Consider the following 20,403-nt stretch of genomic DNA (forward strand, 5'->3'; position numbering starts at 1 on the left):
CCAGGTGCACGACGGTTCCCGAGCACGTCCGCCCGACACGGCCGGGTGCGTGTCACCGTGGGCCCTGCAGCAGTGAGAACCGCGCCCCCTCCGGATCCGCCACCGTGGCCACCCGGCCGTGGCTGCCGTCGCGGGGCGGCTTGAGGACCTGGCCCCCCAGGTGCAGGACGTGGTCCACCGCGTCGTCGGTGTCGGTCACGGAGAAGTACGTCGTCCAGTGCGGCCCCCGGTCCCGCGCCAGCGCGTTGCCCACGCCGTGGACGGCGGCCACCGGCCGGCCCTCCAGGAGCAGGGTCACGCGGTCGAGGTCGGCGGAGACCTCGGGAACCTCCTCGTAACCGAACACCGTCGCGTAGAACTTGGCGACCCGCTCCGACTCGAACGTGGTCAACTCGTTCCACGCGGGGGCACCGGGCACGCCGGTGACGGCCGTGCCGAGGTGCGCGGCGGCCTGCCAGATCCCGAACACGGCGCCCGACGGATCGGAGCCGATCACAAGCCGGCCGGCGTCGGCGGCGTCCAGCGGCCCCACCCCGATGGTGCCGCCGCACGAGCGCACCGTCTCCGCCGTCCGATCGACGTCCGCCGAGGCGAAGTAGGGCGTCCACGCGATGGGCAGGTGCCGGTCCGGCGGCAGCAGCCCGACGCCGGCCACCTCGCGTCCGCCCAGCAGGGCGCGCACATAGGGCCCGAGTCGCTGTGGGCCCGGCCGGAACTCCCAGCCGAACAGCGCTCCGTAGAACTCCTGCGTGGTTTCCATGCCGTGCACCATCAGGCTCACCCAGCAGGGCGTGCCGGGTGTGTGCCGGGCGGGCGCCTCGCCGTTCGGGCGGGCGGACCCCCGTGCGTCGGTCATCGTCACTCTCTTCTCGGCCCTCGTGGTGGCCGTGCTCTCCCCGGCCCGGGTACGGGCCGGGTCGCGTCCGCTCGGCGGATCGTCCCCGTGGCGATGGTCGCACCGGCCGCGGCGCCGCGCGCTGCGGCGCGCCCCGTGGGAGCCTCCTCGTTCGGGGGTGAATGCCCGGGACGACGAGGACGTGTCGCTTCGGAGCGCCGGTCGGCGGATGACCATCGCCTGTACAGCAAGTGTCCGATCCCGTACGCCAGGTGATCGGGGCGGTTCGGCGGAGCAGAGTAGCCGGACTTCGGCGACGCGGCCACCCCGTGCGCGAGGATGGTGGCCATGAACGCCATCATCTCCGCATCCCGCCTCGCGATCGAACTGGCGGGCGACCGACCGCCGGTGCTGCTCGACGTCCGCTGGCAGCTCAGCATGGCCAAGGCGGCCGGCGAGCCGCCGTTCGACGGACGGGCCGCGTACCTGGCCGGGCACGTCCCGGGGGCCGTCTTCGTGGACCTGGACCGGGAGCTGGCCTCCGCGCCGGGTGGACACGGACGCCATCCGCTGCCCGACCTGGGGGAGTTCGGGGCCGCGATGCGCCGCGCGGGCGTGTCGGCCGGGACACCGGTGGTCGTCTACGACGGAGGGCTGGGCTGGGGTGCCGCCCGTGCGTGGTGGCTGCTGCGCTGGACAGGTCACCCGGACGTGCGGGTCCTCGACGGCGGGTTGCCGGCCTGGGAGGGACCGCTCGAGACGTCCGTGCCCACGCCCGCCGAGGGCGACTTCGTGCCGGCACCGGGCGGGACCGGGCTGCTCGACGCCGACGGCGCGGCGGAACTGGCCCGCACGGGAGTGCTGCTGGACGCCCGTGCGGGGGAGCGGTACCGCGGCGAGGTGGAGCCCATCGACCCGGTGGGCGGCCACATTCCGGGCGCGATCTCGGCGCCGACCACGGAGAACGTCGGCCCCGACGGCCGCCTCCTGCCCGCCGCGGACCTCCTCGCCCGCTTCAAGGAGCTGGGCGTGGACGGTGGTTCGCAGGTCGGTGTGTACTGTGGCTCGGGGGTCTCCGCGGCCCACGAGGTCCTGGCACTGGCCGTGGCGGGCATCCCCGCGGCGCTGTACGTCGGTTCCTGGTCCTCGTGGTCGTCGGACCCGGCGCGGCCGGTCGCGGTGGGGCCGGACCCGCAGTAGGCCGGCGCGGGAGGCACGACCGGTGGCCCGGAAGCCCAAGGGGGAGCCCACCTGCGGTGGACGCCCCCTTCCAGCCGAGGTGCCGGGGACGCCTGCCCCCGAAACCGTCAGCCGTCGAAGCCGCTGGGTTACTCCTGCTTCTTCCGGCGTGTCCCGAAGACGATCTCGTCCCAGCTCGGGACCGCCGCGCGGCGACCCGGTCTGACACCGTCCGCCTCGGCCTGGCGGTCGGTGGCGCCGATGAGCCGGTCACGGTGACTTCCGACGGAACGGGGCATGAGCACGTCCGCGTAGGCCGAACCGGCCGAGGCCGCGGGGGCCGGGGGCTCCTCCGCCTCGGGCTCGGGATCGGGCTCCTCGGGTACGGACTCGGGCGTGCGCTCGGGAACCACCAGGTCACCCCGGAAGCTCGGTACCGCCTCCAACAGGCTGGTCAGCGAGTCGCGTTCGCCGGCGCTCTCCTCGGCCGGCTCGGACGCCTGGGCGGGCGGGCTCGGGCGCTCACGGTCGGCGGAACGGTCCAGCGGGCGGTCGCGCGGCAGCCGGGCGATGCGCGGCACGAACGGGAAGCTGGGCTCGGGCGCCGCGAGGTCGTCGGACTCGCCGATCAGCGAGCGCGCCTCCTCGTCGACGGCCTGGACGAGCCGCCGGGGCGGGTCGTAGGTCCAGCTCGCCGAGTGCGGTTCGCCCGCCACCCGGTAGACCAGCAGCACCTCCCAGGTGCCGTCGTCGCGGCGCCAGGAGTCCCACTGCACGGAGTCCTTCTCGACGCCGCGCAGGAGCAGCCGCTCCTGGACGGCCTCGCCCAGCGGGGGACCGGAGTTCTCGCCGGGCCTGCGGACCGGTGTCTTGCGGGCGCGCTCGGCCATGAAGGCGCGCTCGGCGAGCACGGGGCCCTCGAAGCGGCGTACGCGGTCCACGGGGATGCCGGCCATCTGCGCGACCTCCTCCGCGGTCGCGCCGGCACGTATACGCGCCTGGATGTCACGGGGGCGGAGATGGCTCTCCACCTCGATCTCGATCTGGCCGAGGCGGGGACGGTCGCCGCGCACGGCGGCGCGGAGCCGTTCGTCGATCGGAAGCGTGTACTCCGTGCTGTCCGCAGCCTTCAGCACCAGCCGTGTGCCGTCATTCGAGACGGCCACGACACGCAGTTCGGGCATGGGGACCTCCCGGGTGGTGCCTGCCGACGTCACGTGCGTCGCTGCTTCCGCTAGTCGAGTGTGGCCTGCCCGGGTGCAGCCTGCCACAACCTTGCCGAGTTGCCCGGCGTGTCGGGCGCGGGCCCTGGATCGCCGTTATGGCACGGTTACCTATTCGCAACGCTAAGTGACCAACTGCGTCACCCTGTGCAACTAGCCCCCTCCCGGCGGTCCTCGAAGGTCCCGAGCACCCTGACGGGAGACCGGACCCAGGGCTCGCAACAGTACTCCATTTGGGCCACGTGCGTGGATTGGCACGCCGCCCGACTTCTGGCAAGGGGTCGGTCCCGGCCGCCGTTTCCCCGCTTCCATGATCTCGAACGTGGGGAACTTCACGCCATCACCGGAAACGGAATCGGGGGCTTCAACTGCGGGTCCACGGCTCGGACCCGCAGATTACGCCCCCAGGACGCGGCGCAAGTGGTCGTTGCCGAAAAGGCCTTCCGGATCGAGGCGGTTCCGCAGGGTCGTGAACTCGGTGAAGCGCGGATACACCCGGGAGAGGTACTCGGCGTCCCTGGTGTGGATCTTCCCCCAGTGGGGTCGCCCCTCGTGCGCCGTGAAGATGCGCTCGGCGGCGGTGAAATACCGCCGATAGGGGGTGCCCCTGAACATGTGGACGGCGATGTACGCGCTGTCCCGCCCGGACGCCGTGGACAGGGTGATGTCGTCGGCCGGAGCGGTGCGCACCTCGACCGGAAAGCTGATCCGCAGGTCCGAGCGGTCGATCATGCTCCTCAGTTCGCGCAGCGTGTCCACCACGGCCTCGCGCGGGACGGCGTATTCCATCTCCACGAAGCGCACGCGGCGCGGAGAGGTGAACACCTTGTAGGGGATGTCGGTGTAGGTCCGCGCGGAGAGCGCCCTGCTCGAGATCCGGGCGATGGCCGGAATCGCCGCCGGCGCCGCGCGGCCGACCCAGTTCGCCGCCTGGAACACGCCGTTGGAGAGGAACTCGTCCTCCAGCCATCCCTTGAGCGGCGGCACCGGCCGCTCAGGGCCCGCGCTGCGGTTGTTGCGCTTGGTGTTGGTGTGGCGGGTGTGCGGGAACCAGTAGAACTCGAAGTGCTCGTTCTCGGCGTGCAGGTGGTCGAACTCGGCGAGGACCCGGTCCAGCGGCATCGGCTCCTCACGCGCGGTGAGCAGGAACAGAGGCTCCACGGCGAAGGTGATAGCGGTGACGATGCCGAGGGCGCCCAGGCCGATGCGGGCCGCCGCGAAGACGTCCGGGTTCTCCTTCTCGGAACAGGTGAGCACCGAGCCGTCGGCGGTGACCAGTTCCAGGCCCCTGATCTGGGCGGCGATCGAGGCGGAGTCGCGGCCCGTGCCGTGCGTGCCGGTGCTGGTGGCCCCGGAGACCGTCTGCTCCATGATGTCGCCCATGTTGGTCAGCGACAGCCCCTCGCGTGCGAGAGCCACGTTGAGTCTCTTGAGCGGTGTCCCGGCCTCCACCGTGACGGTGCCGGCCTCGCGGTCGACGTCACGTATGCCGGTCAACAGGTGAGGGCGTATCAACACCCCGTCCGTCGCGGCTATGGAGGTGAAGGAGTGCCCGGTGCCGACCGGCTTCACCGGCAGGCCGTCCTCGGCCGCCCGGCGCACGGCCGCGGCCAGCTCGTCGACGGAGGCGGGCGTGACCTCCCGCGCGGGACGGGCGCAGACATTGCCCCCCCAGTTACGCCACGTGCCGTTCTTTCCGTGTGCTGTGCTGCCCAACGGAGCCTCCCCGACCCGGAGCCGGCCGCTTGAGCCGACGGTACCCGAGGAAACCGACCGCGACCGCGACGGCCCCGGCCACCGCCGGAACCCCGTACCCCGCTCGCGCCCCGGCCGCGTCGATCACCCAGCCGGCCACGGCGGAGCCGAGTGCGACCCCGACCGCGAGCCCCGTGCTCACCCAGGTCATGCCCTCGGTGAGCTGCGTGCGTGGTACGTGCTCTTCGATGAGGGACATGGTCGTGATCATCGTGGGAGCGATGGCCAGACCCGCAACGAACAGCGCCACGGCCAGAAACGGCAGGTTCCCGACCAGTAGGAGGGGGATCATACTCACGGCCATCGCGCACACGCCCAGCAGCCAGCGGCGTTCCGGCGCCCCCGCGAAGCGCAGCAGCCCGAACACCGCGCCGGCCACGCAGGAACCCGCCGCGTAGAGCGCCAGCACCACGCTGGCGGCCGCCTTGTGGCCGCGCTCGTCCGCGAAGGCAACGGTGACCACGTCGACCGCCCCGAAGATCGCCCCGGTCGCCACGAACGTGGCCACCAGGACCTGGAGCCCCTTCGAACGCAGCGCGGTGCCGCCGCCGCTCTGCCCCCTGGGGTGCGGCTCGGGCTCGGTGGCGCGCTGCGCGGTCAGCCAGAAGACGCCGACCGCCAGGAAACAGGCCGCCAGCAGCGGACCCGCCTCCGGGAACCACGCGGTCGACAGCCCGATGGAGATGATCGGCCCGAAGATGAAGCACACCTCGTCCACCACGGACTCGAAGGAGTACGCGGTGTGCAGCTGCGGGGTGCCCCGGTACAGGGCGGCCCAGCGGGCCCGGATCATCGCGCCGACGCTCGGCACGCAGCCGACGCCGACACACGCGGCGAACAGCACCCAGTCCGGCCAGTCGTAGTGCGCGGCGAACAGCAGCACCGCCGCCGCGGCCAGCGAGAGCAGGGTGGCCGGGCGCAGCACCCGGCGCTGCCCGTACTGGTCCACCAACCGCGACACCTGCGGACCGGCCACCGCCGCGGACAGCGCGATGGTGGCCGAGAGCGCACCGGCCAGTCCGTAGCGCCCGGTGAGCTGCGAGACCATCGTCACCACGCCGATGCCCATCATGGACAGCGGCATCCGGCCGAGGAACCCCGCGGCGGAGAATCCCTTCGTGCCGGGAGCGGCGAACAGGGCGCGATAGGGGCTGGGCACGGGGTCTCCGGGGGCTCAGTGAAGGCTCAGTAAGGTGCGAGCACAGTCGATACAGCTTACTGGCGGAGACCGGCCCGCGGCACCCGGCCGGGCTCCTCGCCGCACCGGACGCCACCCGCCGTTTCCCGGCTGTCGGCGCCGGGTGGCAGGATCGAGACATGCCAGACGTGCTCGACGCCAGCCCCTACGACGCCCTGCTCCTGCTCTCCTTCGGCGGCCCGGAAGGCCCGGACGACGTGGTCCCGTTCCTGGAGAACGTCACCCGCGGGCGCGGAATCCCCAAGGAACGCCTCAAGGAAGTCGGCCGGCACTACTTCCGGTTCGGCGGGGTCAGCCCCATCAATGCCCAGAACCGCACCCTGCTGGACGCGCTGCGCAAGGACTTCGCCGAGCACGGCCTGGACCTGCCGGTCCACTGGGGCAACCGGAACTGGGCGCCGTACCTGGCCGACACCCTGCGCGAGATGGTCCGGGAGGGCCGCCGCCGCATCCTGGTCCTGGCCACCAGCGCCTACGCCTCCTACTCCGGCTGCCGCCAGTACCGCGAGAACCTCGCCGACGCGCTCGCGACGCTGCGGGCGGAGGGCCTGGACCTGCCGAGGATCGACAAACTGCGGCACTACTTCAACCACCCCGGCTTCGTGGAACCCATGATCGAGGGGATCGTCCGCTCCCTCGCCGACCTCCCCGAGGGCGTCCGGGACGGTGCGCACATCGCCTTCACCACCCACTCCATCCCGCTCTCCGCCGCCGACACCTCCGGACCCGTCGAACAGCACGGCGACGGCGGTGCCTACGTCCGCCAGCACCTGGACGTGGCGCAGGTGATCGCCGAGGCCGTCCGCGAGCGCACCGGCGTCGAGCACCCCTGGCAGCTCGTGTACCAGTCCCGGTCCGGCGCCCCGCACATCCCGTGGCTGGAGCCCGACATCTGCGACCACCTCGAGGAGCGGCACGCGGCCGGCGTCCCGGCCGTGGTCATGGCGCCCATCGGCTTCGTCTCGGACCACATGGAGGTCCTGTACGACCTGGACACCGAGGCCACCGCCAAGGCCGAGGAGCTGGGCCTGCCGGTGCGCCGCTCGGCCACCGTCGGCGCCGACCCGCGCTTCGCCGCCGCGATCCGCGAGCTGATCGTGGAGCGGGCCGGTGCCGAGCGGGGCGAGCAGGTCGCGCCCTGCGCCCTGGGGGCCCTGGGCCCGAGCCACGACCTGTGTCCCGTGGGCTGCTGCCCGGCCCGCGCCCCGCGTCCCGCCGCCGCGGGCACCGACAGTCCCTACGCCTGAGGAGCCCCGTGACCGACCCCCTGCACGCGGAACTGCTGGAGCTGGCCCGTGAGGCCGCCCGCCGCGCGGGCGAGCTGCTGCGGGACGGCCGTCCGGCCGACCTCGCCGTCGCCGCCACCAAGTCCAGCCCCATCGACGTCGTCACGGAGATGGACATCGCGGCCGAGAAACTGATCACCACCCTGATCGCCGAGCGCCGCCCCGACGACGGCTTCCTCGGCGAGGAGGGAGCCGTCACCGAGGGCACCAGTGGTGTCCGCTGGGTGATCGACCCGCTCGACGGCACCGTCAACTACCTGTACGGGCTGCCCACTTGGGCCGTCTCCGTCGCTGCGGAGCAGGACGGCGAGACCGTGGTGGGCGTGGTCACCGCGCCGATGCGCGGCGAGACCTGTCACGCGGTCCGCGGTGGCGGCGCGTGGGCCACCGGCGCATGGGACGGCGAGCGCCGGCTGAGCTGCCGTCCCGCGCCGCCCCTGGACCAGGCCCTGGTCTCCACGGGCTTCAACTACGTCGCCGAGGTCCGCACCCACCAGGCCGGTGTCGCCCAGCGGCTGATCCCGCTCGTGCGGGACATCCGGCGCGGCGGCTCCGCCGCGGTCGACCTGTGCGACGTGGCGGCCGGCCGGCTCGACGGCTTCTACGAGCGCGGTCTGCACCCCTGGGACCTGGCGGCGGGCGAGCTGATCGCGCGGGAGGCGGGCGCGCTGACCGGTGGACGCCCCGGAGAGCGCCCGTCGGGGACCCTGACGATCGCCGCCTCCCCGGGCGTCTTCGAGCCCCTCCAGCGGCTCCTGGAGGACTTCGGCGCCTGGCACGACTGAGAGCACGACCGAGCCCCGGCGCTGGATTCGCCGGGGCTCGGTCGCACGGGCCGGTCAGACGGCGGAGGCGTTGACCTCCACGCCATGCTCCGCGGCGAGACGGCGCAGGTCGTCGAGCTCGCCCTGCTCCACCTCGACGAGGAAGTCGTCGCCCTCGTCGCGCGCCCGCGACAGATCGGACTCGGTCGCCCTTATGCGCTGCAGAAGTCCTGCGGTGAATGCGTCCATGCTCCGCCCCCTCGTCCTGGGTCGTGGGTCGATGGCACGGGGGTGTGCCGTTCGGAAGGGACGATCACGTCTCCGGTGGATGCCCAGCGCCACCCGGCTGGGCGGCGGCGGTGCCGGACACCCACGTCCGCCCTGCGGGAAGCGGAGTGAAGCGCACCGCACGGTGGTGCGGTACAAGCAGAGCGTGATCGCGGGATGTAAGACCCGTCCTCCCCAAGCTCCCTTCCGCGGAAACCTCACCGGACGAGAAAATCTCGTATTCCCGTGGCGTTCCCCGGGACGTTCCCCGGTCCCGCACCCCGTGTCACCGTCGGCCCCCTCGCCTTACAGCCGACTTATGGCCGAAAAGGGCAGGATGGAGGTCAACACACCCATCAGCACCCCTGCCCGCGTGCGCCCCGAGCGCCGCCGCGGCGGGTTTTCAGGAAGGACAAGCGACGTGCGCGTACTCGTCGTCGAGGACGAGCAGCTGCTCGCCGATGCGGTGGCCACCGGACTGCGCCGGGAGGCCATGGCCGTCGACGTCGTGTACGACGGTGCGGCCGCCCTGGAGCGCATCGGCGTCAACGACTACGACGTGGTGGTCCTCGACCGCGACCTCCCCCTCGTGCACGGCGACGACGTCTGCCGCAAGATCGTCGAACTCGGCATGCCCACCCGCGTGTTGATGCTCACGGCTTCCGGTGACGTCAGCGACCGGGTCGAGGGCCTGGAGATCGGCGCCGACGACTACCTGCCCAAGCCCTTCGCGTTCAGCGAGCTGATCGCGCGCGTGCGGGCGCTCGGCCGGCGCACCAGTGTGCCGCTGCCGCCCGTCCTGGAGCGCGCCGGGATCAAGCTGGACCCGAACCGCCGCGAGGTGTTCCGCGACGGCAGGGAGGTCCAGCTCGCACCGAAGGAGTTCGCCGTGCTGGAGGTCCTCATGCGCAGCGAGGGCGCGGTGGTCTCCGCGGAGCAGCTGCTGGAGAAGGCCTGGGACGAGAACACCGACCCGTTCACCAACGTGGTGCGGGTGACCGTCATGACCCTGCGCCGCAAGCTGGGCGAGCCGCCGGTCATCGTCACCGTGCCCGGCTCCGGCTACCGGATCTGATCCCGTGTCCGCCACCCCCACGCCCACACCGGCGCCCGCACAGGCCCCACCGAAGCCCACCTGGGACCCCCGCAGGCCGGTGCCGCCCTTCCCCTGGCTGCGCCCGACCATCCGGATACGGCTCACCCTGCTGTACGGCGGCATGTTCCTGATCGCCGGCATCCTGCTGCTGTCGATCATCTATCTGCTGGCCGCCAACGCGCTGACCGTGGGCAGCGACCTGCCCTTCAAGATCGTCTCGGGGCAGGTGTCCAGCGAGGTCTGCTATCTGCGCAGTGAGCAGCTGCCCGCGGACGAGCTCAACCAGGCGCTCAACGAGTGCGTCAACGAGCAGCGCCAGCACGCCCTGGACAACCTGCTGAGCCGCTCCCTGCTGGCCCTGCTCGGCCTGGCGATCATCGCCTTCGCCTTCGGCTATGCCATGGCCGGCCGGGTGCTGTCGCCGCTGGGCCGCATCACGCGCACCGCGCGGGCCGTGGCCGGCTCGGACCTGTCCCGCCGCATCGAGCTGGACGGCCCGGACGACGAGCTCAAGGAGCTGGCCGACACCTTCGACGACATGCTGGAGCGGCTCCAGCGGGCCTTCACCGCCCAGCAGCGCTTCGTCGGCAACGCCTCGCACGAACTGCGCACCCCCCTGGCGATCAACCGCACGCTGCTCGAGGTGCACCTGTCCGACCCGAACGCGCCGGCCGAGCTCCAGCAGCTCGGCAAGACCCTGCTGGCCACCAACGAACGCAGCGAGCAGCTCGTCGAGGGGCTGCTGCTGCTCGCCCGCAGCGACAACCAGATCGTCGAGCGCAAGCCCGTGGATCTCGCCGAGGTGGCCACCCAGGCGGCCGACCAGGTGCACGCAGAGGCGGAGGCCAAGGGCGTGGAGATCCGCGGCCGGCACGAGCCCGCGGTCGTCCAGGGCAACGGAGTGCTGCTGGAGCGGATCGCCCTGAACCTGGTGCAGAACGCCGTGCGGTACAACCTGCCCGAGGACGGCTGGGTGGAGGTCACCACCGAGGTCCAGCACGGCCAGGCGGTGCTGCTGGTGTCCAACACCGGGCCGGTCGTCCCGGCGTACGAGATCGACAACCTCTTCGAGCCGTTCCGGCGGCTGCGCACCGAGCGGACGGGCAGCGACAAGGGCGTGGGGCTCGGCCTGTCCATCGCCCGGTCCGTGGCCCGGGCGCACGGCGGGCACATCTACGCCCAGCCGCGGGAGGGGGGAGGGCTCGTGATGCGCGTCACCCTGCCGATGTGAGACCGGGCCCCGACACGCGGGCGTGTTCGCTCTGCGCGGAATTTTCCGAGCGCTTTCCGGGCGGGGCCCTGTGTGATCGATCACATGGGCGAATTTCCGGCCATCCACTCTCCGTGATCATGTCTCTGGTCGAAAAGTCGGAAAAATCCCGGTTTTCAGGGCGCTTGATCACGGGAAGTACACGGTGAGACGCCTTTGGCGTGCGGCTCGCGGACCGTGTACGGTCCCCATCGCCATCCAAGCCGATCACCCGTGAGGAGTCCGGTTGGGTGTCGATTGAGTAACAGACCTTGATGTGAGGCAAAATCTCCGCCTCGGGTCGGGCACAAGTCCGGCCTCTCACGCGTTACGTGCGCTGGAGACACCGCAGACACCCAGAGGGGGAGAGCGACATGGCAACCGATTACGACACTCCACGCAAGACGGACGACGACGTCGACTCGGACAGTCTCGAAGAGCTGAAGGCTCGCCGGAACGACAAGTCGGCCTCCGCCGTGGACGTCGACGAGTTCGAGGCCGCCGAGGGCCTCGAGCTCCCCGGAGCGGACCTCTCGAACGAGGAGCTGGCCGTCCGGGTGCTGCCGAAGCAGCAGGACGAGTTCACGTGCATGAGCTGCTTCCTGGTGCACCACCGCAGCCAGCTGGCCCGGGAGAAGAACGGTCAGCCGATCTGCCGCGACTGCGACTGAGGGCGGGTCGGCCGTGACTGGCTCGACCCCTCCCCGGAAGCGCCGCTTCTTCGCAAGGGGAGCGGACCAGGGGCCGCAGCAGGGCCCACAGCACGACGCGCGTGACGACGAGCGAGGCTCAACCGGTACAGGGGCGGCCTCGCTCGAAACCACGTCCGGTCAGGGTGACCTCCCGGTGCCCGCGGAGGTCGCCGCCCCGGTGACCGCCACACGGGCCGCCGCCTTGCGCCGGAAGGCCAGGGAAGGCGCCCACAAGGGCGGCCTCCGCGCCCGTGCGGGGCTGGCGTTCCTCGCGGACCGGATCATCGAGATGGCCCCGAGGGTGCCCGTACGCGACCTCGCCACGCTGCGCAGACAATTCCCGGGCCTCGGTCCCGAGGAACTCGCCGACAAGCTCGTCGGGGGCGCGGCGAAGGCCACCGCCACAGTGGGCGCCGGAGTGGGCGCGGCCGCGATGCTGCCCGTGCCGCCCGCGATGCCGGCGGAGCTGGCCGCGGAGATCACCGGCGTGGCGGCGATCGAGCTGAAGCTGATCGCCGAACTCCACGAGGTCTACGGCGCACGACCCGCCGGCACCCTCGCCCAGCGCAGCACCGTTTACCTCAACTCCTGGTCGGAGGAGCGCGGGATCGAGGCGACCAAGCCCTCGACCGTCAGCGCGGCGCTGAACAGCCGCATGAAGCGCGACCTGCGCCAGCGGATCGTCAAGCGCACGGTGCGCAATCTGCCGAACCTGATGCCGTTCCTGGTGGGAGCCGCCGTCGGCGCCGCGATGAACCGCCGGGACACCAGAAAGCTGGCCTCCCGCATCCGGGAGGACCTGCGCCGGATCCAGGTGCCGTGGGACGAGCTGTCCGCCCTCCCCGCCCTGGAGACACCGCCGGACGTCCTGGACATGGACCGCGTCACCGACGTCGACCCCCGCAAGCGGCTGGGCGGTCGCACGGACGGGGACGACGGGCGCCGGGCACCCTGACCCGGCCCGCCCCCCTCCGGCCCGCTACCGTGCCCCAGGGCCCTCCTGAACGGCGGCCTGCGCCGCCCGCAGGGCCTCGGCCAGGCGCTCAGGCTCGCGCGTCGACAGGAAGACGTAGGGGGTCGGGTCCTCCGGGTCCGTGATCTCGACGCGCAGGGCACCGGGGATGTAGGCGCGCAGGAGCATGAAGGCGCGCGGGTCGGCCTTGTGCGTGCGCCAGGCGCGTGCCTCCTGGGCGTCCAGGACCTCCGCCTCGCCCAGCGCGGTCACCGGGATCCTCGCCTCCCCCGCGATCAGGCTGCCGCCCACGACCCGGATGCGCGCGGAGCCGTACGAACTCGCCACCACCGCCGCCGCGGCGGTGCCGCCGGCCAGACCTCCGAGCGTCGGCAGCGTGCCGTACGGCACCAGGATCAGCCCCATCGAGACCCCCATCAGCAGGGAGATCAGCCACCAGGAGCGGGGGGCGGTCAGGCGTTCTTCGTACGGGGCGGCGGAGAGGTGCATGGCGTCAAGCTTGGCACGGTGCCGGGGCGCGGCCGTACCCAGGGCGGCCGCCGCGAAGCGCGGTCGGACGGGGCTCCGAGGGGTGACGGACGGGCGGGTAAGGTCTGCGCCTGTGAGTGGTACTTCCGCAGCTCTTCAGCCTCCGGCCGACGCCGTGAATCCGGTGCGCCATGCCGACGCTCCCGCTCCCGGAGAGCTCCTCGGCGCGCACTACGGCCACTGTTTCGGCTGTGGTGACGAACAGCCCCACGGGCTGCACCTCCAGGCACGCGCCGGCGAGGGCGTGTCCGTCACCGCCGAGTTCACCGTGCAGCCCGCCCACCAGGGCGCCCCCGGTCTCGCGCACGGCGGGGTGCTCGCCACCGCCCTGGACGAGACGCTCGGCTCGCTGAACTGGCTGCTGCGCACCATCGCGGTGACCGGCCGGCTGGAGACCGACTTCGTCCGGCCCGTGCCCGTCGGCACCGTGCTCCACCTGGAGGCGGAGGTGACGGCGGTGGCCGGACGCAAGATCTACTGCACCGCGACCGGACGCATCGGCGCCCCCGACGGCCCCGTCGCGGTCCGCGCCGACGCGCTCTTCATCGAGGTCAAGGTCGACCACTTCATCGACCACGGCCGCGAGGAGGAGATCCAGGCCGCCATGAGCGACCCCGACCAGGTCAGGCGGGCGCGCGCCTTCGAGGTGAACCCGTGAGCGGCGACGGCCCCGACAGCCCCGGAGAGCACGGCGGCCACGTCGGCACCGAGCACCCGGTCTCCCGCCGTGACCGGCTCGAGGTGCTGATCAGGCGCGTCGACCCGGACGTACCGCTTCCGGCGTACGAACACCCCGGTGACGCGGGAGCCGATCTGCGCACCACGGAGGCGTGCGAACTGGAGCCCGGGGAGCGGGCCGTGCTGCCCACCGGGGTGTCTGTGGCGCTGCCCGAGGGGTACGCGGCCTTCGTGCACCCGCGATCCGGCCTGGCCGCCCGCTGCGGCGTCGCCCTGGTGAATGCCCCGGGGACGGTTGATGCCGGGTACCGTGGGGAGATCAAGGTGATCGTGGTGAATCTCGACCCGCGCGAGACCGTGCGGTTCGAGCGCTTCGACCGGATTGCCCAACTGGTCGTCCAGCAGGTCGAGAGGGTCCGTTTCGTGCCGGTCGCGGAGCTTCCCGACTCCGCGCGGGCCGAGGGGGGCTTCGGGTCCACGGGCGGTCATGCTGCCGTGGACGCTGCGAGCGGCACAAGCGGTCAGGCCGCCGTGGGCGGCACTACGGGTGGGAATCGATACGCTTCGGTCGTATCCGACCGGGAAGGACAGTGACGTGTTCGGACGTCGCAAGAAGAGGGATGCCGCCGAGGACGCGGCCGGCGAGGCCGAGCAGGTCGTCGACGGTGTCGACACTGAGGCGGACGAAGGGGCCGAGCGCCTGAGGCTGGAGCCGGCGCCGCGGCCCGACGGGCCCTGGGACAGCTCCGAGGTCCGTGACCCCGGCGAGGGCCGGGTCGACCTGGGCGGTCTGTTCGTGCCCGGCGTCGACGGCATGGAGCTGCGGGTCGAGGTCGCGGGCGACGCGATCGTCGCGGCCACCGTCGTGCTGCGCGACAGCGCCATCCAGCTGCAGGCCTTCGCGGCCCCCAAGCGCGAGGGCATCTGGGGCGAGGTCCGCGAGGAGATCGCGGCGGGCATCACCCAGCAGGGCGGCATCATCGACGAGGTCGAGGGCCCGCTGGGGTGGGAACTGCGGGCCCAGGTGCCGGTGCAGCTGCCGGACGGCACCGGCGGCTTCCAGGTCGTCCGGTTCGTCGGCGTGGACGGGCCGCGCTGGTTCCTGCGCGGCGTGATCTCCGGGCAGGGCGCGGTGCAGCCGCAGGCCGCCGGGCTGCTGGAGCAGATCTTCCGCGACACGGTCGTGGTGCGCGGGGAGGGCCCGATGGCGCCGCGCGACCCGATCGTCCTGAAGCTGCCGAACGACGCCCAGATGGTTCCGGAGAACGTGCAGCAGGAGGAGGGCTCCCGGTTCGCGGGCGGCATGGGCCAGCTCCAGCGCGGACCGGAGATCACCGAGGTCCGCTGAGCCGGACCGCGACGGCGGGCATCCGACGAGGGCCGCACCCGGGTGGGTGCGGCCCTCGCGCATGTCCGGCCGAGGGGACGCGGGCGCCGCACGGCCCGCCCGGCTCGCACGGGTTGCAGGGCCCGGCTCGCACGGGCCCGTGGAGACCGGCCACGCCGTGGTGGAATTGCACGCGCCGTCGTACGCGGTGAGACGTCACCGCCCTGGTCGCCGCACACGACGCGGCCCCGCGCGATCCGGCCGACCGTGCTCCGCAACCGAGCGGCGGTGGGATGGCCGAGCGGTGAAACGGCGGGCCCCGCCCGGGCGGACGGTGGTGGGGCGCATCGGCCCACCGGCCGGGGCGGCGCAGGGGTGGGCGCCGGCGGTGAGGGCAGCGGCTACGGCTGGGCGCCGGTGGCCGCGACGCAGCGGGCGACGCCCGCGCCCGCCGGGCGGCGACGGACCGGATCCGGTGGCCACGTCGGCCCCTGCGGGTGCGGGGGCGGGCGCTCGTGCCGGCCGCGGCGAGCGGACCGGCGAAACCGAGGGCCCGGCGCTGCGGGGGGCCGTATCTTCGGAGTGGCCCGTGGTGGCTCGGTGGGCTCACGTGGCCTGGGGGCGTGCGGGTCCGTCGAGCGCGCCGACATCCCGGCGTGGAGGGGCATCGCTCGGCGTCTCGTGCCGTGCGGACCGCCTCGGCGCGCCGAGTGCGCCCGCCGCGCTCCTTTGAGCCGTTCCTCCCAGCCCGCACAACAGAACCGGAAAGGCGGCTTGCATGACCCGTGTGCTCGTGGTCGACGACGATCCGGTGGTCGTGCGTGCCCTCGTGACCGACCTCGAGGCGCGCTCGTACGAGGTCGACGTGGCGCACGACGGCGCCAATGCCCTCCGCACGGCCGCCGACCGGCGTCCCGACGCGGTCGTGCTCGACCTGGGCCTGCCGGACAAGGACGGCGCCGAGGTCGTCACGGAGCTGCGCGGGCTGACCCGGGTGCCGATCCTGGTGCTGTCCTCCCGGCAGGCGCCCGAGGGGGCGGCGCGGGCGCTCGCGGCGGGCGCCGACGGCCACCTCACCAAGCCGTTCGACAGGGACGAGCTGCCGGCCCGGCTGCGGATCCTCCTGCGTCGCGCGGAGGCCGCCGGAGGCGAGCACGACGTGGTGGTGGAGACCGGCGGCTTCACCGTGGACCTCGCCGCGCGAAAGGTCCGGCGCGGCGGCCGGGACGTACGGCTCACGCCCACCGAGTGGCGGCTGCTGGAGGTCCTGGTGCGCAACGGGGGCCGCCTCGTCGGGCAGCAGCAGTTGCTGCGCGAGGTGTGGGGGCCGTCGTACCGGACGGAGACCAACTACCTGCGCGTGTACGTGGCCCAGCTGCGCCGGAAGCTGGAGGAGGATCCGTCGTGTCCGCAGCACTTCATCACCGAGCCGGGTGCGGGCTACCGGTTCGAGAAGTGACGGTCGAGCGCGCCCGGCGGGAACGGCGGCAGCGCGCCGGTTCGGGCCGGGGAGACAGGGGGTACGTAACCGTCAGTGGCCCCCGGTACGCTTCAGATATGAGTGCTGTTCCTCGTCCCGAGAAGCCGGCCGGCCGGTTCCGGCGCATGCTCGACCGGCTTTCCTCGCCGCAGGAGGACCTGGAGTCCGAGGAACTGCGTGAGGACGCCGAGACCGCCGGCTGCACGCGGATAGGCGACTGCCAGGACCGTCAGGTGGTGACGGTTACTGGTACCTTGCGCACGGTCACCCTGCGGCCGCGCGCGGGAGTCCCGGCCCTGGAGGCCGAGCTGTTCGACGGCTCCGCCGCGCTGGACGTGGTGTGGCTCGGCCGGCGCTCCATCGTGGGCATAGAGCCGGGGCGCAGACTGATCGCGTCGGGCAGGGTCTCGATGAGCCGGGGCCGCCGCGTGCTGTTCAACCCGAAATACGAACTGAGACCCCTGGGACGGGAGTAGCCGGTGACGTCGCTCGACAAGCCGACCGAGGAGACATCTGCGGACGACGCCCGGGCGGTGACCGAGGCCGCCCTGTTCGAGGCGTTCGGCGGGGTCCGGGGCATGGTCGAGACGGTGCTGCCCGGTCTCCTCTTCGTCAGCATCTACACGGTCAACAAGGACCTGCACTTGTCGGCGATCGCGGCGCTGGCCGTGTCGCTGGTGCTGGTCGTGGTCCGGCTGGCGATGAAGGACACCGTGAAGCACGCCTTCAGCGGGGTCTTCGGTGTCGCCTTCGGCGTGGTCTTCGCGATGATGACCGGCAACGCCAAGGACTTCTACCTGCCCGGCATGCTCTACACGCTGGGCATGGGCCTCGCCTACATCATCACCACGCTGGCCGGTGTGCCGCTGATCGGTCTGATGCTCGGCCCGATCTTCAGGGAGAACCTTTCCTGGAGGACCCGTAATCCGGGCCGCAAGAAGGCGTACGCCAAGGCCAGTTGGGCCTGGGGACTGATCCTGCTCGGCAAGTGCGCGATCCTCTTCCCGCTGTACTGGTGGGCGGACACCACCCAGCTGGGCTGGGTGCTGGTGGCGCTCAAGATTCCGCCGTTCCTGCTCGCGGTGTACCTGACCTGGGTGTTCCTGGCGAAGGCACCGCCGCCGATCGACGTCTTCGCGGAGATGGAGGCGCGCGAGCGCGAGGAGGAGGAGCACCGGGCCGCCCTCGCCGGGGAGCGCGGGGCCGCCCCGGCCGAGGAGAACGACGCGGCGACGACGACCGGACGGCACCGCCGCCGCCCGTAACCGGGGCCGCACGCCCGTACGGGTCGGGGGCGCCCGGAGATCTCCACTCCGGGCGCCCCCGCTCGTGTTGCGCCGACCCTCAGTGCGCCCCGTCGTCCCGGCGCACCGACAGCAGGTCCTCCAGCTGTTCCTCCCGGGCCTGCGCGGCCACGAACAGCAGTTCGTCGCCCGCCTCCAAGGAGTCCTCCCGAGTCGGTGTCAGCACGCGCGTGCCGCGGATGATGGTGACCAGCGAGGTGTCCTCCGGCCACTCCACGTCCCCGACCTGGGTGCCGGCCAGCGCCGACTCCTCCGGCAGCGTCAGCTCCACCAGGTTCGCGTCGCCGTGGCTGAAGCGCAGCAGCCGGACCAGGTCGCCGACGCTGACCGCCTCCTCGACCAGGGCCGACATCAGGCGCGGTGTGGAGACGGCGACGTCCACACCCCAGGCCTCGTTGAACAGCCACTCGTTCTTCGGGTTGTTGACCCGGGCGACGACGCGTGGGACGCCGTACTCCGTCTTGGCGAGGAGCGAGACGACGAGGTTCACCTTGTCGTCACCCGTCGCCGCGATGACGACGTTGCAGCGCTGGAGCGCCGCCTCGTCCAGGGACGTGATCTCGCAGGCGTCGGCGAGCAGCCACTCCGCCAGCGGGACGCGCTCGACCGAGATGGCGGTCGGCGCCTTGTCGATGAGCAGGACCTCGTGGCCGTTCTCCAGCAGCTCGCCCGCGATCGAGCGGCCCACCGCGCCGGCACCGGCAATGGCGACCCTCATCAGTGACCGCCCTCCCCTTCGGGACCCTTGGCGAACGCCGCCTCGACCCGGTCGATCTCGTCGGTGCGCATCATCACGTGCACCAGGTCCCCCTCCTGCAGCACCGTCTGCGAGCTGGGCAGGACCGCCTCGCCGAGCCGCGTCAGGAAGGCCACGCGGACGCCGGTCTCGTCCTGCAGCCTGCTGATCCTGTGTCCCACCCAGGCCGTGGAGGTGTGCACCTCGGCGAGCTGGACGCCGCCGGTGGGGTCGCGCCACAGCGGCTCGGCGCCCGAGGGCAGCAGCCGGCGCAGCATCTGGTCGGCCGTCCAGCGGACGGTGGCGACGGTGGGGATGCCGAGGCGCTGATAGACCTCCGCGCGGCGGGGGTCGTAGATGCGGGCGGCCACGTTCTCGATGCCGAACATTTCGCGGGCCACCCGGGCGGCGATGATGTTGGAGTTGTCACCGCTGGAGACGGCGGCGAAGGCGCCTGCCTCCTCGATGCCCGCCTCGCGCAGGGTGTCCTGGTCGAAGCCCACGCCGGTGACCCGGCGGCCGCCGAAGGAGGAGCCCAGGCGGCGGAAGGCGGTCGGGTCCTGGTCGATCACGGCGACCGTGTGTCCCTGTTCCTCCAGGGTCTGGGCCAAGGCGGAACCCACCCGCCCGCAACCCATGATGACAATATGCATCGCGTCACACCGCGCTTCCTGCAGGCCCGTCGACCTTCATGACTCTCGTGCTCATGTCTCTCTTTCGGCTCGCCGGGCAACACGTCGCGGCCGGAGTGCGGGCCGCCAGGCAACATCATGCCGGGGGATCGCGGTCCTGATGCCCTCCGGGGCCCGGCCCGTCGCGTGGGCGTGCCGGTGTCCAACGTATCCGCACCACCGGGACCCACCGGCCCCGGCCACGAGAGGAAGAGCCATGACGACCGAGATCGACGTTCTCGTCCTGGGCGGCGCGGGCGTGGACACGATCGTGCACGTGCCCGAACTGCCCGTGCCGATCGCCGACAGTCACATGATCCGGCCGGGCATCGTCACGCGCGCGGGACAGAGCGGCGACTTCTTCGCCCTGGGCGCCGGTGCGCTCGGGCTGCGCACCCACCACCTCGATCTGATCGGCGACGACCACGAGGGCGACCTGGTGCGCGCCCTGCACCGCGACCACGGCATCGCGCTCACCGCCGTTCCGCAGCCGCGCGGCACCAAACGCGCCGTCAACCTCGTCGACCCGGCCGGCCGGCGCCTCTCCCTCTACGACGCAACCCGCGGGGACGACACCGACCGGCTGCCCGAGGACATGGTGCGGGACCTGGCCCGGACCGCCCGGCACGCCCACGTGGTCATCACCCAGCCCTGCGCGGCGGCCCTGCCCGTGCTGCGCGCGGCGGGCGTGACCATCTCCACGGACCTGCACGACTGGGACGGCGCCGATCCCTACCACGAGCCCTTCGCCCTCGCCGCGGACCTCGTCTTCCTCTCCGCCGCCGCGCTCGCCGACCCCGAGCCCACCATGCGCCGGATCGCCGAGCGGGGCCGGGCCCGGGTCGTCGTCGCCACCGCCGGGGCCGAGGGCGCCCACCTGCTGGCCGACGGCGCGACGGTCCACGTCCCCGCCGTCGAGCCGCCGGCACCGGTGGTGGACTCCAACGGCGCCGGTGACGCGTTCGCCGCCGCCTTCCTGCACGCCTGGCTGAACGGCGAGCCGCCGCATCGCTGCGCCCTCCACGGCGCGGTCGCCGGGGCCCACGCCTGCACGGTGCCCTCGACGCGGGTGGACAGCATCGGGCGGGCGGAACTGCTGGCCCGGGTTGCCCGGCTGGGCGGCCGGACCGGGAGCGCGTCGGTCCGCGGGGCGTAGGCGGGG

At 72.6% G+C, this 20,403-nt stretch carries 22 protein-coding genes; 14 read left to right on the plus strand and 8 right to left on the minus strand.

Annotated features, from left to right (window positions below):
- Window positions 1–52 precede the first annotated feature (52 nt).
- Window positions 53–856 (minus strand): VOC family protein, encoded by an 804-nt coding sequence (locus ACFYOV_RS08180; protein WP_389084363.1) that lies wholly within the window; start codon window positions 854–856, stop codon window positions 53–55.
- Window positions 857–1,183: 327 nt separating this feature from the next.
- Between ACFYOV_RS08180 and ACFYOV_RS08185 the strand changes: the two genes are divergently transcribed.
- Window positions 1,184–2,035: a sulfurtransferase gene (locus tag ACFYOV_RS08185; RefSeq protein WP_389084365.1), complete on the plus strand. Its 852-nt coding sequence runs from the start codon at window positions 1,184–1,186 to the stop codon at window positions 2,033–2,035.
- A gap of 128 nt (window positions 2,036–2,163) precedes the next feature.
- Here the strand turns inward: ACFYOV_RS08185 and sepH are convergent, their stop codons facing one another.
- The 3 genes from sepH to ACFYOV_RS08200 all read right to left on the minus strand — a co-directional run bounded on the left by sepH (window position 2,164) and on the right by ACFYOV_RS08200 (window position 6,151).
- Window positions 2,164–3,198, minus strand: coding sequence for a septation protein SepH (gene sepH / locus ACFYOV_RS08190; RefSeq protein WP_389084368.1), 1,035 nt, complete (start codon window positions 3,196–3,198; stop codon window positions 2,164–2,166).
- Window positions 3,199–3,633: 435 nt separating this feature from the next.
- Window positions 3,634–4,953: a D-arabinono-1,4-lactone oxidase gene (locus ACFYOV_RS08195; RefSeq protein WP_389084371.1), complete on the minus strand. Its 1,320-nt coding sequence runs from the start codon at window positions 4,951–4,953 to the stop codon at window positions 3,634–3,636.
- Window positions 4,913–6,151, minus strand: a complete 1,239-nt coding sequence (locus ACFYOV_RS08200) for an MFS transporter (RefSeq protein ID WP_389084373.1) — start codon at window positions 6,149–6,151, stop codon at window positions 4,913–4,915. Before ACFYOV_RS08200 ends, ACFYOV_RS08195 begins: the two co-directional genes overlap by 41 nt.
- Before the next feature lie 158 nt (window positions 6,152–6,309).
- Between ACFYOV_RS08200 and ACFYOV_RS08205 the strand changes: the two genes are divergently transcribed.
- Together ACFYOV_RS08205 and ACFYOV_RS08210 are read left to right on the plus strand one after the other, a co-directional pair.
- Entirely contained in the window at window positions 6,310–7,437 is a 1,128-nt protein-coding gene (locus ACFYOV_RS08205; protein WP_389084375.1) for a ferrochelatase, read from the plus strand.
- An 8-nt stretch (window positions 7,438–7,445) separates the two neighbouring features.
- Entirely contained in the window at window positions 7,446–8,261 is an 816-nt protein-coding gene (locus ACFYOV_RS08210) for an inositol monophosphatase family protein (protein ID WP_389084377.1), read from the plus strand.
- A gap of 54 nt (window positions 8,262–8,315) precedes the next feature.
- Here ACFYOV_RS08210 and ACFYOV_RS08215 read toward each other — a convergent pair whose 3' ends face one another.
- A complete protein-coding gene (locus ACFYOV_RS08215) occupies window positions 8,316–8,489 on the minus strand; it encodes a hypothetical protein (protein ID WP_389084379.1) in 174 nt (57 codons plus the stop codon).
- A gap of 439 nt (window positions 8,490–8,928) precedes the next feature.
- Between ACFYOV_RS08215 and ACFYOV_RS08220 the strand changes: the two genes are divergently transcribed.
- The 4 genes from ACFYOV_RS08220 (at window position 8,929) to ACFYOV_RS08235 (ending at window position 12,499) form a co-directional block, all read left to right on the plus strand.
- Window positions 8,929–9,582, plus strand: coding sequence for a response regulator transcription factor (locus ACFYOV_RS08220; protein ID WP_010353034.1), 654 nt, complete (start codon window positions 8,929–8,931; stop codon window positions 9,580–9,582).
- 4 nt (window positions 9,583–9,586) lie between these two features.
- A complete protein-coding gene (locus tag ACFYOV_RS08225; protein ID WP_389084381.1) occupies window positions 9,587–10,834 on the plus strand; it encodes a sensor histidine kinase in 1,248 nt (415 codons plus the stop codon).
- A gap of 392 nt (window positions 10,835–11,226) precedes the next feature.
- The gene (locus ACFYOV_RS08230) at window positions 11,227–11,523 is read left to right on the plus strand and encodes a DUF4193 domain-containing protein (RefSeq protein ID WP_003993510.1); all 297 of its coding nucleotides are present in this window, start codon (window positions 11,227–11,229) and stop codon (window positions 11,521–11,523) included.
- Between the two features lie 13 nt (window positions 11,524–11,536).
- Entirely contained in the window at window positions 11,537–12,499 is a 963-nt protein-coding gene (locus ACFYOV_RS08235; RefSeq protein ID WP_389084383.1) for a hypothetical protein, read from the plus strand.
- Between the two features lie 24 nt (window positions 12,500–12,523).
- On the opposite strand, the gene ACFYOV_RS08240 is transcribed toward ACFYOV_RS08235, so the two are convergent.
- Complete coding sequence (locus ACFYOV_RS08240) at window positions 12,524–13,006, minus strand: DUF3093 domain-containing protein (RefSeq protein WP_389084386.1); 483 nt, start codon at window positions 13,004–13,006, stop codon at window positions 12,524–12,526.
- Between the two features lie 112 nt (window positions 13,007–13,118).
- On the opposite strand from ACFYOV_RS08240, the gene ACFYOV_RS08245 reads away from it, so the two are divergent.
- The 6 genes from ACFYOV_RS08245 (at window position 13,119) to ACFYOV_RS08270 (ending at window position 17,795) form a co-directional block, all read left to right on the plus strand.
- Window positions 13,119–13,703, plus strand: coding sequence for a PaaI family thioesterase (locus ACFYOV_RS08245; RefSeq protein ID WP_389084388.1), 585 nt, complete (start codon window positions 13,119–13,121; stop codon window positions 13,701–13,703).
- An 83-nt stretch (window positions 13,704–13,786) separates the two neighbouring features.
- Window positions 13,787–14,317: a dUTP diphosphatase gene (gene dut, locus ACFYOV_RS08250; RefSeq protein ID WP_389085586.1), complete on the plus strand. Its 531-nt coding sequence runs from the start codon at window positions 13,787–13,789 to the stop codon at window positions 14,315–14,317.
- A 1-nt stretch (window position 14,318) separates the two neighbouring features.
- A complete protein-coding gene (locus ACFYOV_RS08255) occupies window positions 14,319–15,071 on the plus strand; it encodes a DUF3710 domain-containing protein (protein WP_389084391.1) in 753 nt (250 codons plus the stop codon).
- 757 nt (window positions 15,072–15,828) lie between these two features.
- On the plus strand, window positions 15,829–16,509 hold the full coding sequence (locus ACFYOV_RS08260; protein WP_389084393.1) for a response regulator: 681 nt from the start codon (window positions 15,829–15,831) through the stop codon (window positions 16,507–16,509).
- Window positions 16,510–16,607: 98 nt separating this feature from the next.
- A complete protein-coding gene (locus ACFYOV_RS08265) occupies window positions 16,608–17,006 on the plus strand; it encodes an OB-fold nucleic acid binding domain-containing protein (RefSeq protein WP_389084396.1) in 399 nt (132 codons plus the stop codon).
- Window positions 17,007–17,009: 3 nt separating this feature from the next.
- Entirely contained in the window at window positions 17,010–17,795 is a 786-nt protein-coding gene (locus tag ACFYOV_RS08270; RefSeq protein WP_389084398.1) for a DUF3159 domain-containing protein, read from the plus strand.
- Between the two features lie 79 nt (window positions 17,796–17,874).
- Here the strand turns inward: ACFYOV_RS08270 and ACFYOV_RS08275 are convergent, their stop codons facing one another.
- Both ACFYOV_RS08275 and ACFYOV_RS08280 read right to left on the minus strand, forming a co-directional pair.
- Window positions 17,875–18,552, minus strand: coding sequence for a potassium channel family protein (locus ACFYOV_RS08275; RefSeq protein WP_389084401.1), 678 nt, complete (start codon window positions 18,550–18,552; stop codon window positions 17,875–17,877).
- Complete coding sequence (locus tag ACFYOV_RS08280; protein WP_389084403.1) at window positions 18,552–19,223, minus strand: potassium channel family protein; 672 nt, start codon at window positions 19,221–19,223, stop codon at window positions 18,552–18,554. Before ACFYOV_RS08280 ends, ACFYOV_RS08275 begins: the two co-directional genes overlap by 1 nt.
- Window positions 19,224–19,458: 235 nt before the next feature.
- Between ACFYOV_RS08280 and ACFYOV_RS08285 the strand changes: the two genes are divergently transcribed.
- On the plus strand, window positions 19,459–20,397 hold the full coding sequence (locus tag ACFYOV_RS08285; protein ID WP_389084405.1) for an adenosine kinase: 939 nt from the start codon (window positions 19,459–19,461) through the stop codon (window positions 20,395–20,397).
- The last annotated feature ends 6 nt before the right edge of the window (window positions 20,398–20,403 follow it).

Source organism: Streptomyces sp. NPDC005931 (assembly GCF_042871235.1).
GTDB lineage: Bacteria > Actinomycetota > Actinomycetes > Streptomycetales > Streptomycetaceae > Streptomyces.

What these genes read in the sequence shown, in the direction of transcription:
- ACFYOV_RS08180 (WP_389084363.1), bottom strand. Translation starts at nt 856, where the DNA reads ATGACCGACGCACGGGGGTCCGCCCGCCCGAACGGCGAGGCGCCCGCC.
- ACFYOV_RS08185 (WP_389084365.1), top strand. Translation starts at nt 1,184, where the DNA reads ATGAACGCCATCATCTCCGCATCCCGCCTCGCGATCGAACTGGCGGGC.
- sepH (WP_389084368.1), bottom strand. Translation starts at nt 3,198, where the DNA reads ATGCCCGAACTGCGTGTCGTGGCCGTCTCGAATGACGGCACACGGCTG.
- ACFYOV_RS08205 (WP_389084375.1), top strand. Translation starts at nt 6,310, where the DNA reads ATGCCAGACGTGCTCGACGCCAGCCCCTACGACGCCCTGCTCCTGCTC.
- ACFYOV_RS08215 (WP_389084379.1), bottom strand. Translation starts at nt 8,489, where the DNA reads ATGGACGCATTCACCGCAGGACTTCTGCAGCGCATAAGGGCGACCGAG.
- ACFYOV_RS08230 (WP_003993510.1), top strand. Translation starts at nt 11,227, where the DNA reads ATGGCAACCGATTACGACACTCCACGCAAGACGGACGACGACGTCGAC.
- ACFYOV_RS08240 (WP_389084386.1), bottom strand. Translation starts at nt 13,006, where the DNA reads ATGCACCTCTCCGCCGCCCCGTACGAAGAACGCCTGACCGCCCCCCGC.
- ACFYOV_RS08260 (WP_389084393.1), top strand. Translation starts at nt 15,829, where the DNA reads ATGACCCGTGTGCTCGTGGTCGACGACGATCCGGTGGTCGTGCGTGCC.
- ACFYOV_RS08265 (WP_389084396.1), top strand. Translation starts at nt 16,608, where the DNA reads ATGAGTGCTGTTCCTCGTCCCGAGAAGCCGGCCGGCCGGTTCCGGCGC.
- ACFYOV_RS08275 (WP_389084401.1), bottom strand. Translation starts at nt 18,552, where the DNA reads ATGAGGGTCGCCATTGCCGGTGCCGGCGCGGTGGGCCGCTCGATCGCG.
- ACFYOV_RS08280 (WP_389084403.1), bottom strand. Translation starts at nt 19,223, where the DNA reads ATGCATATTGTCATCATGGGTTGCGGGCGGGTGGGTTCCGCCTTGGCC.
- ACFYOV_RS08285 (WP_389084405.1), top strand. Translation starts at nt 19,459, where the DNA reads ATGACGACCGAGATCGACGTTCTCGTCCTGGGCGGCGCGGGCGTGGAC.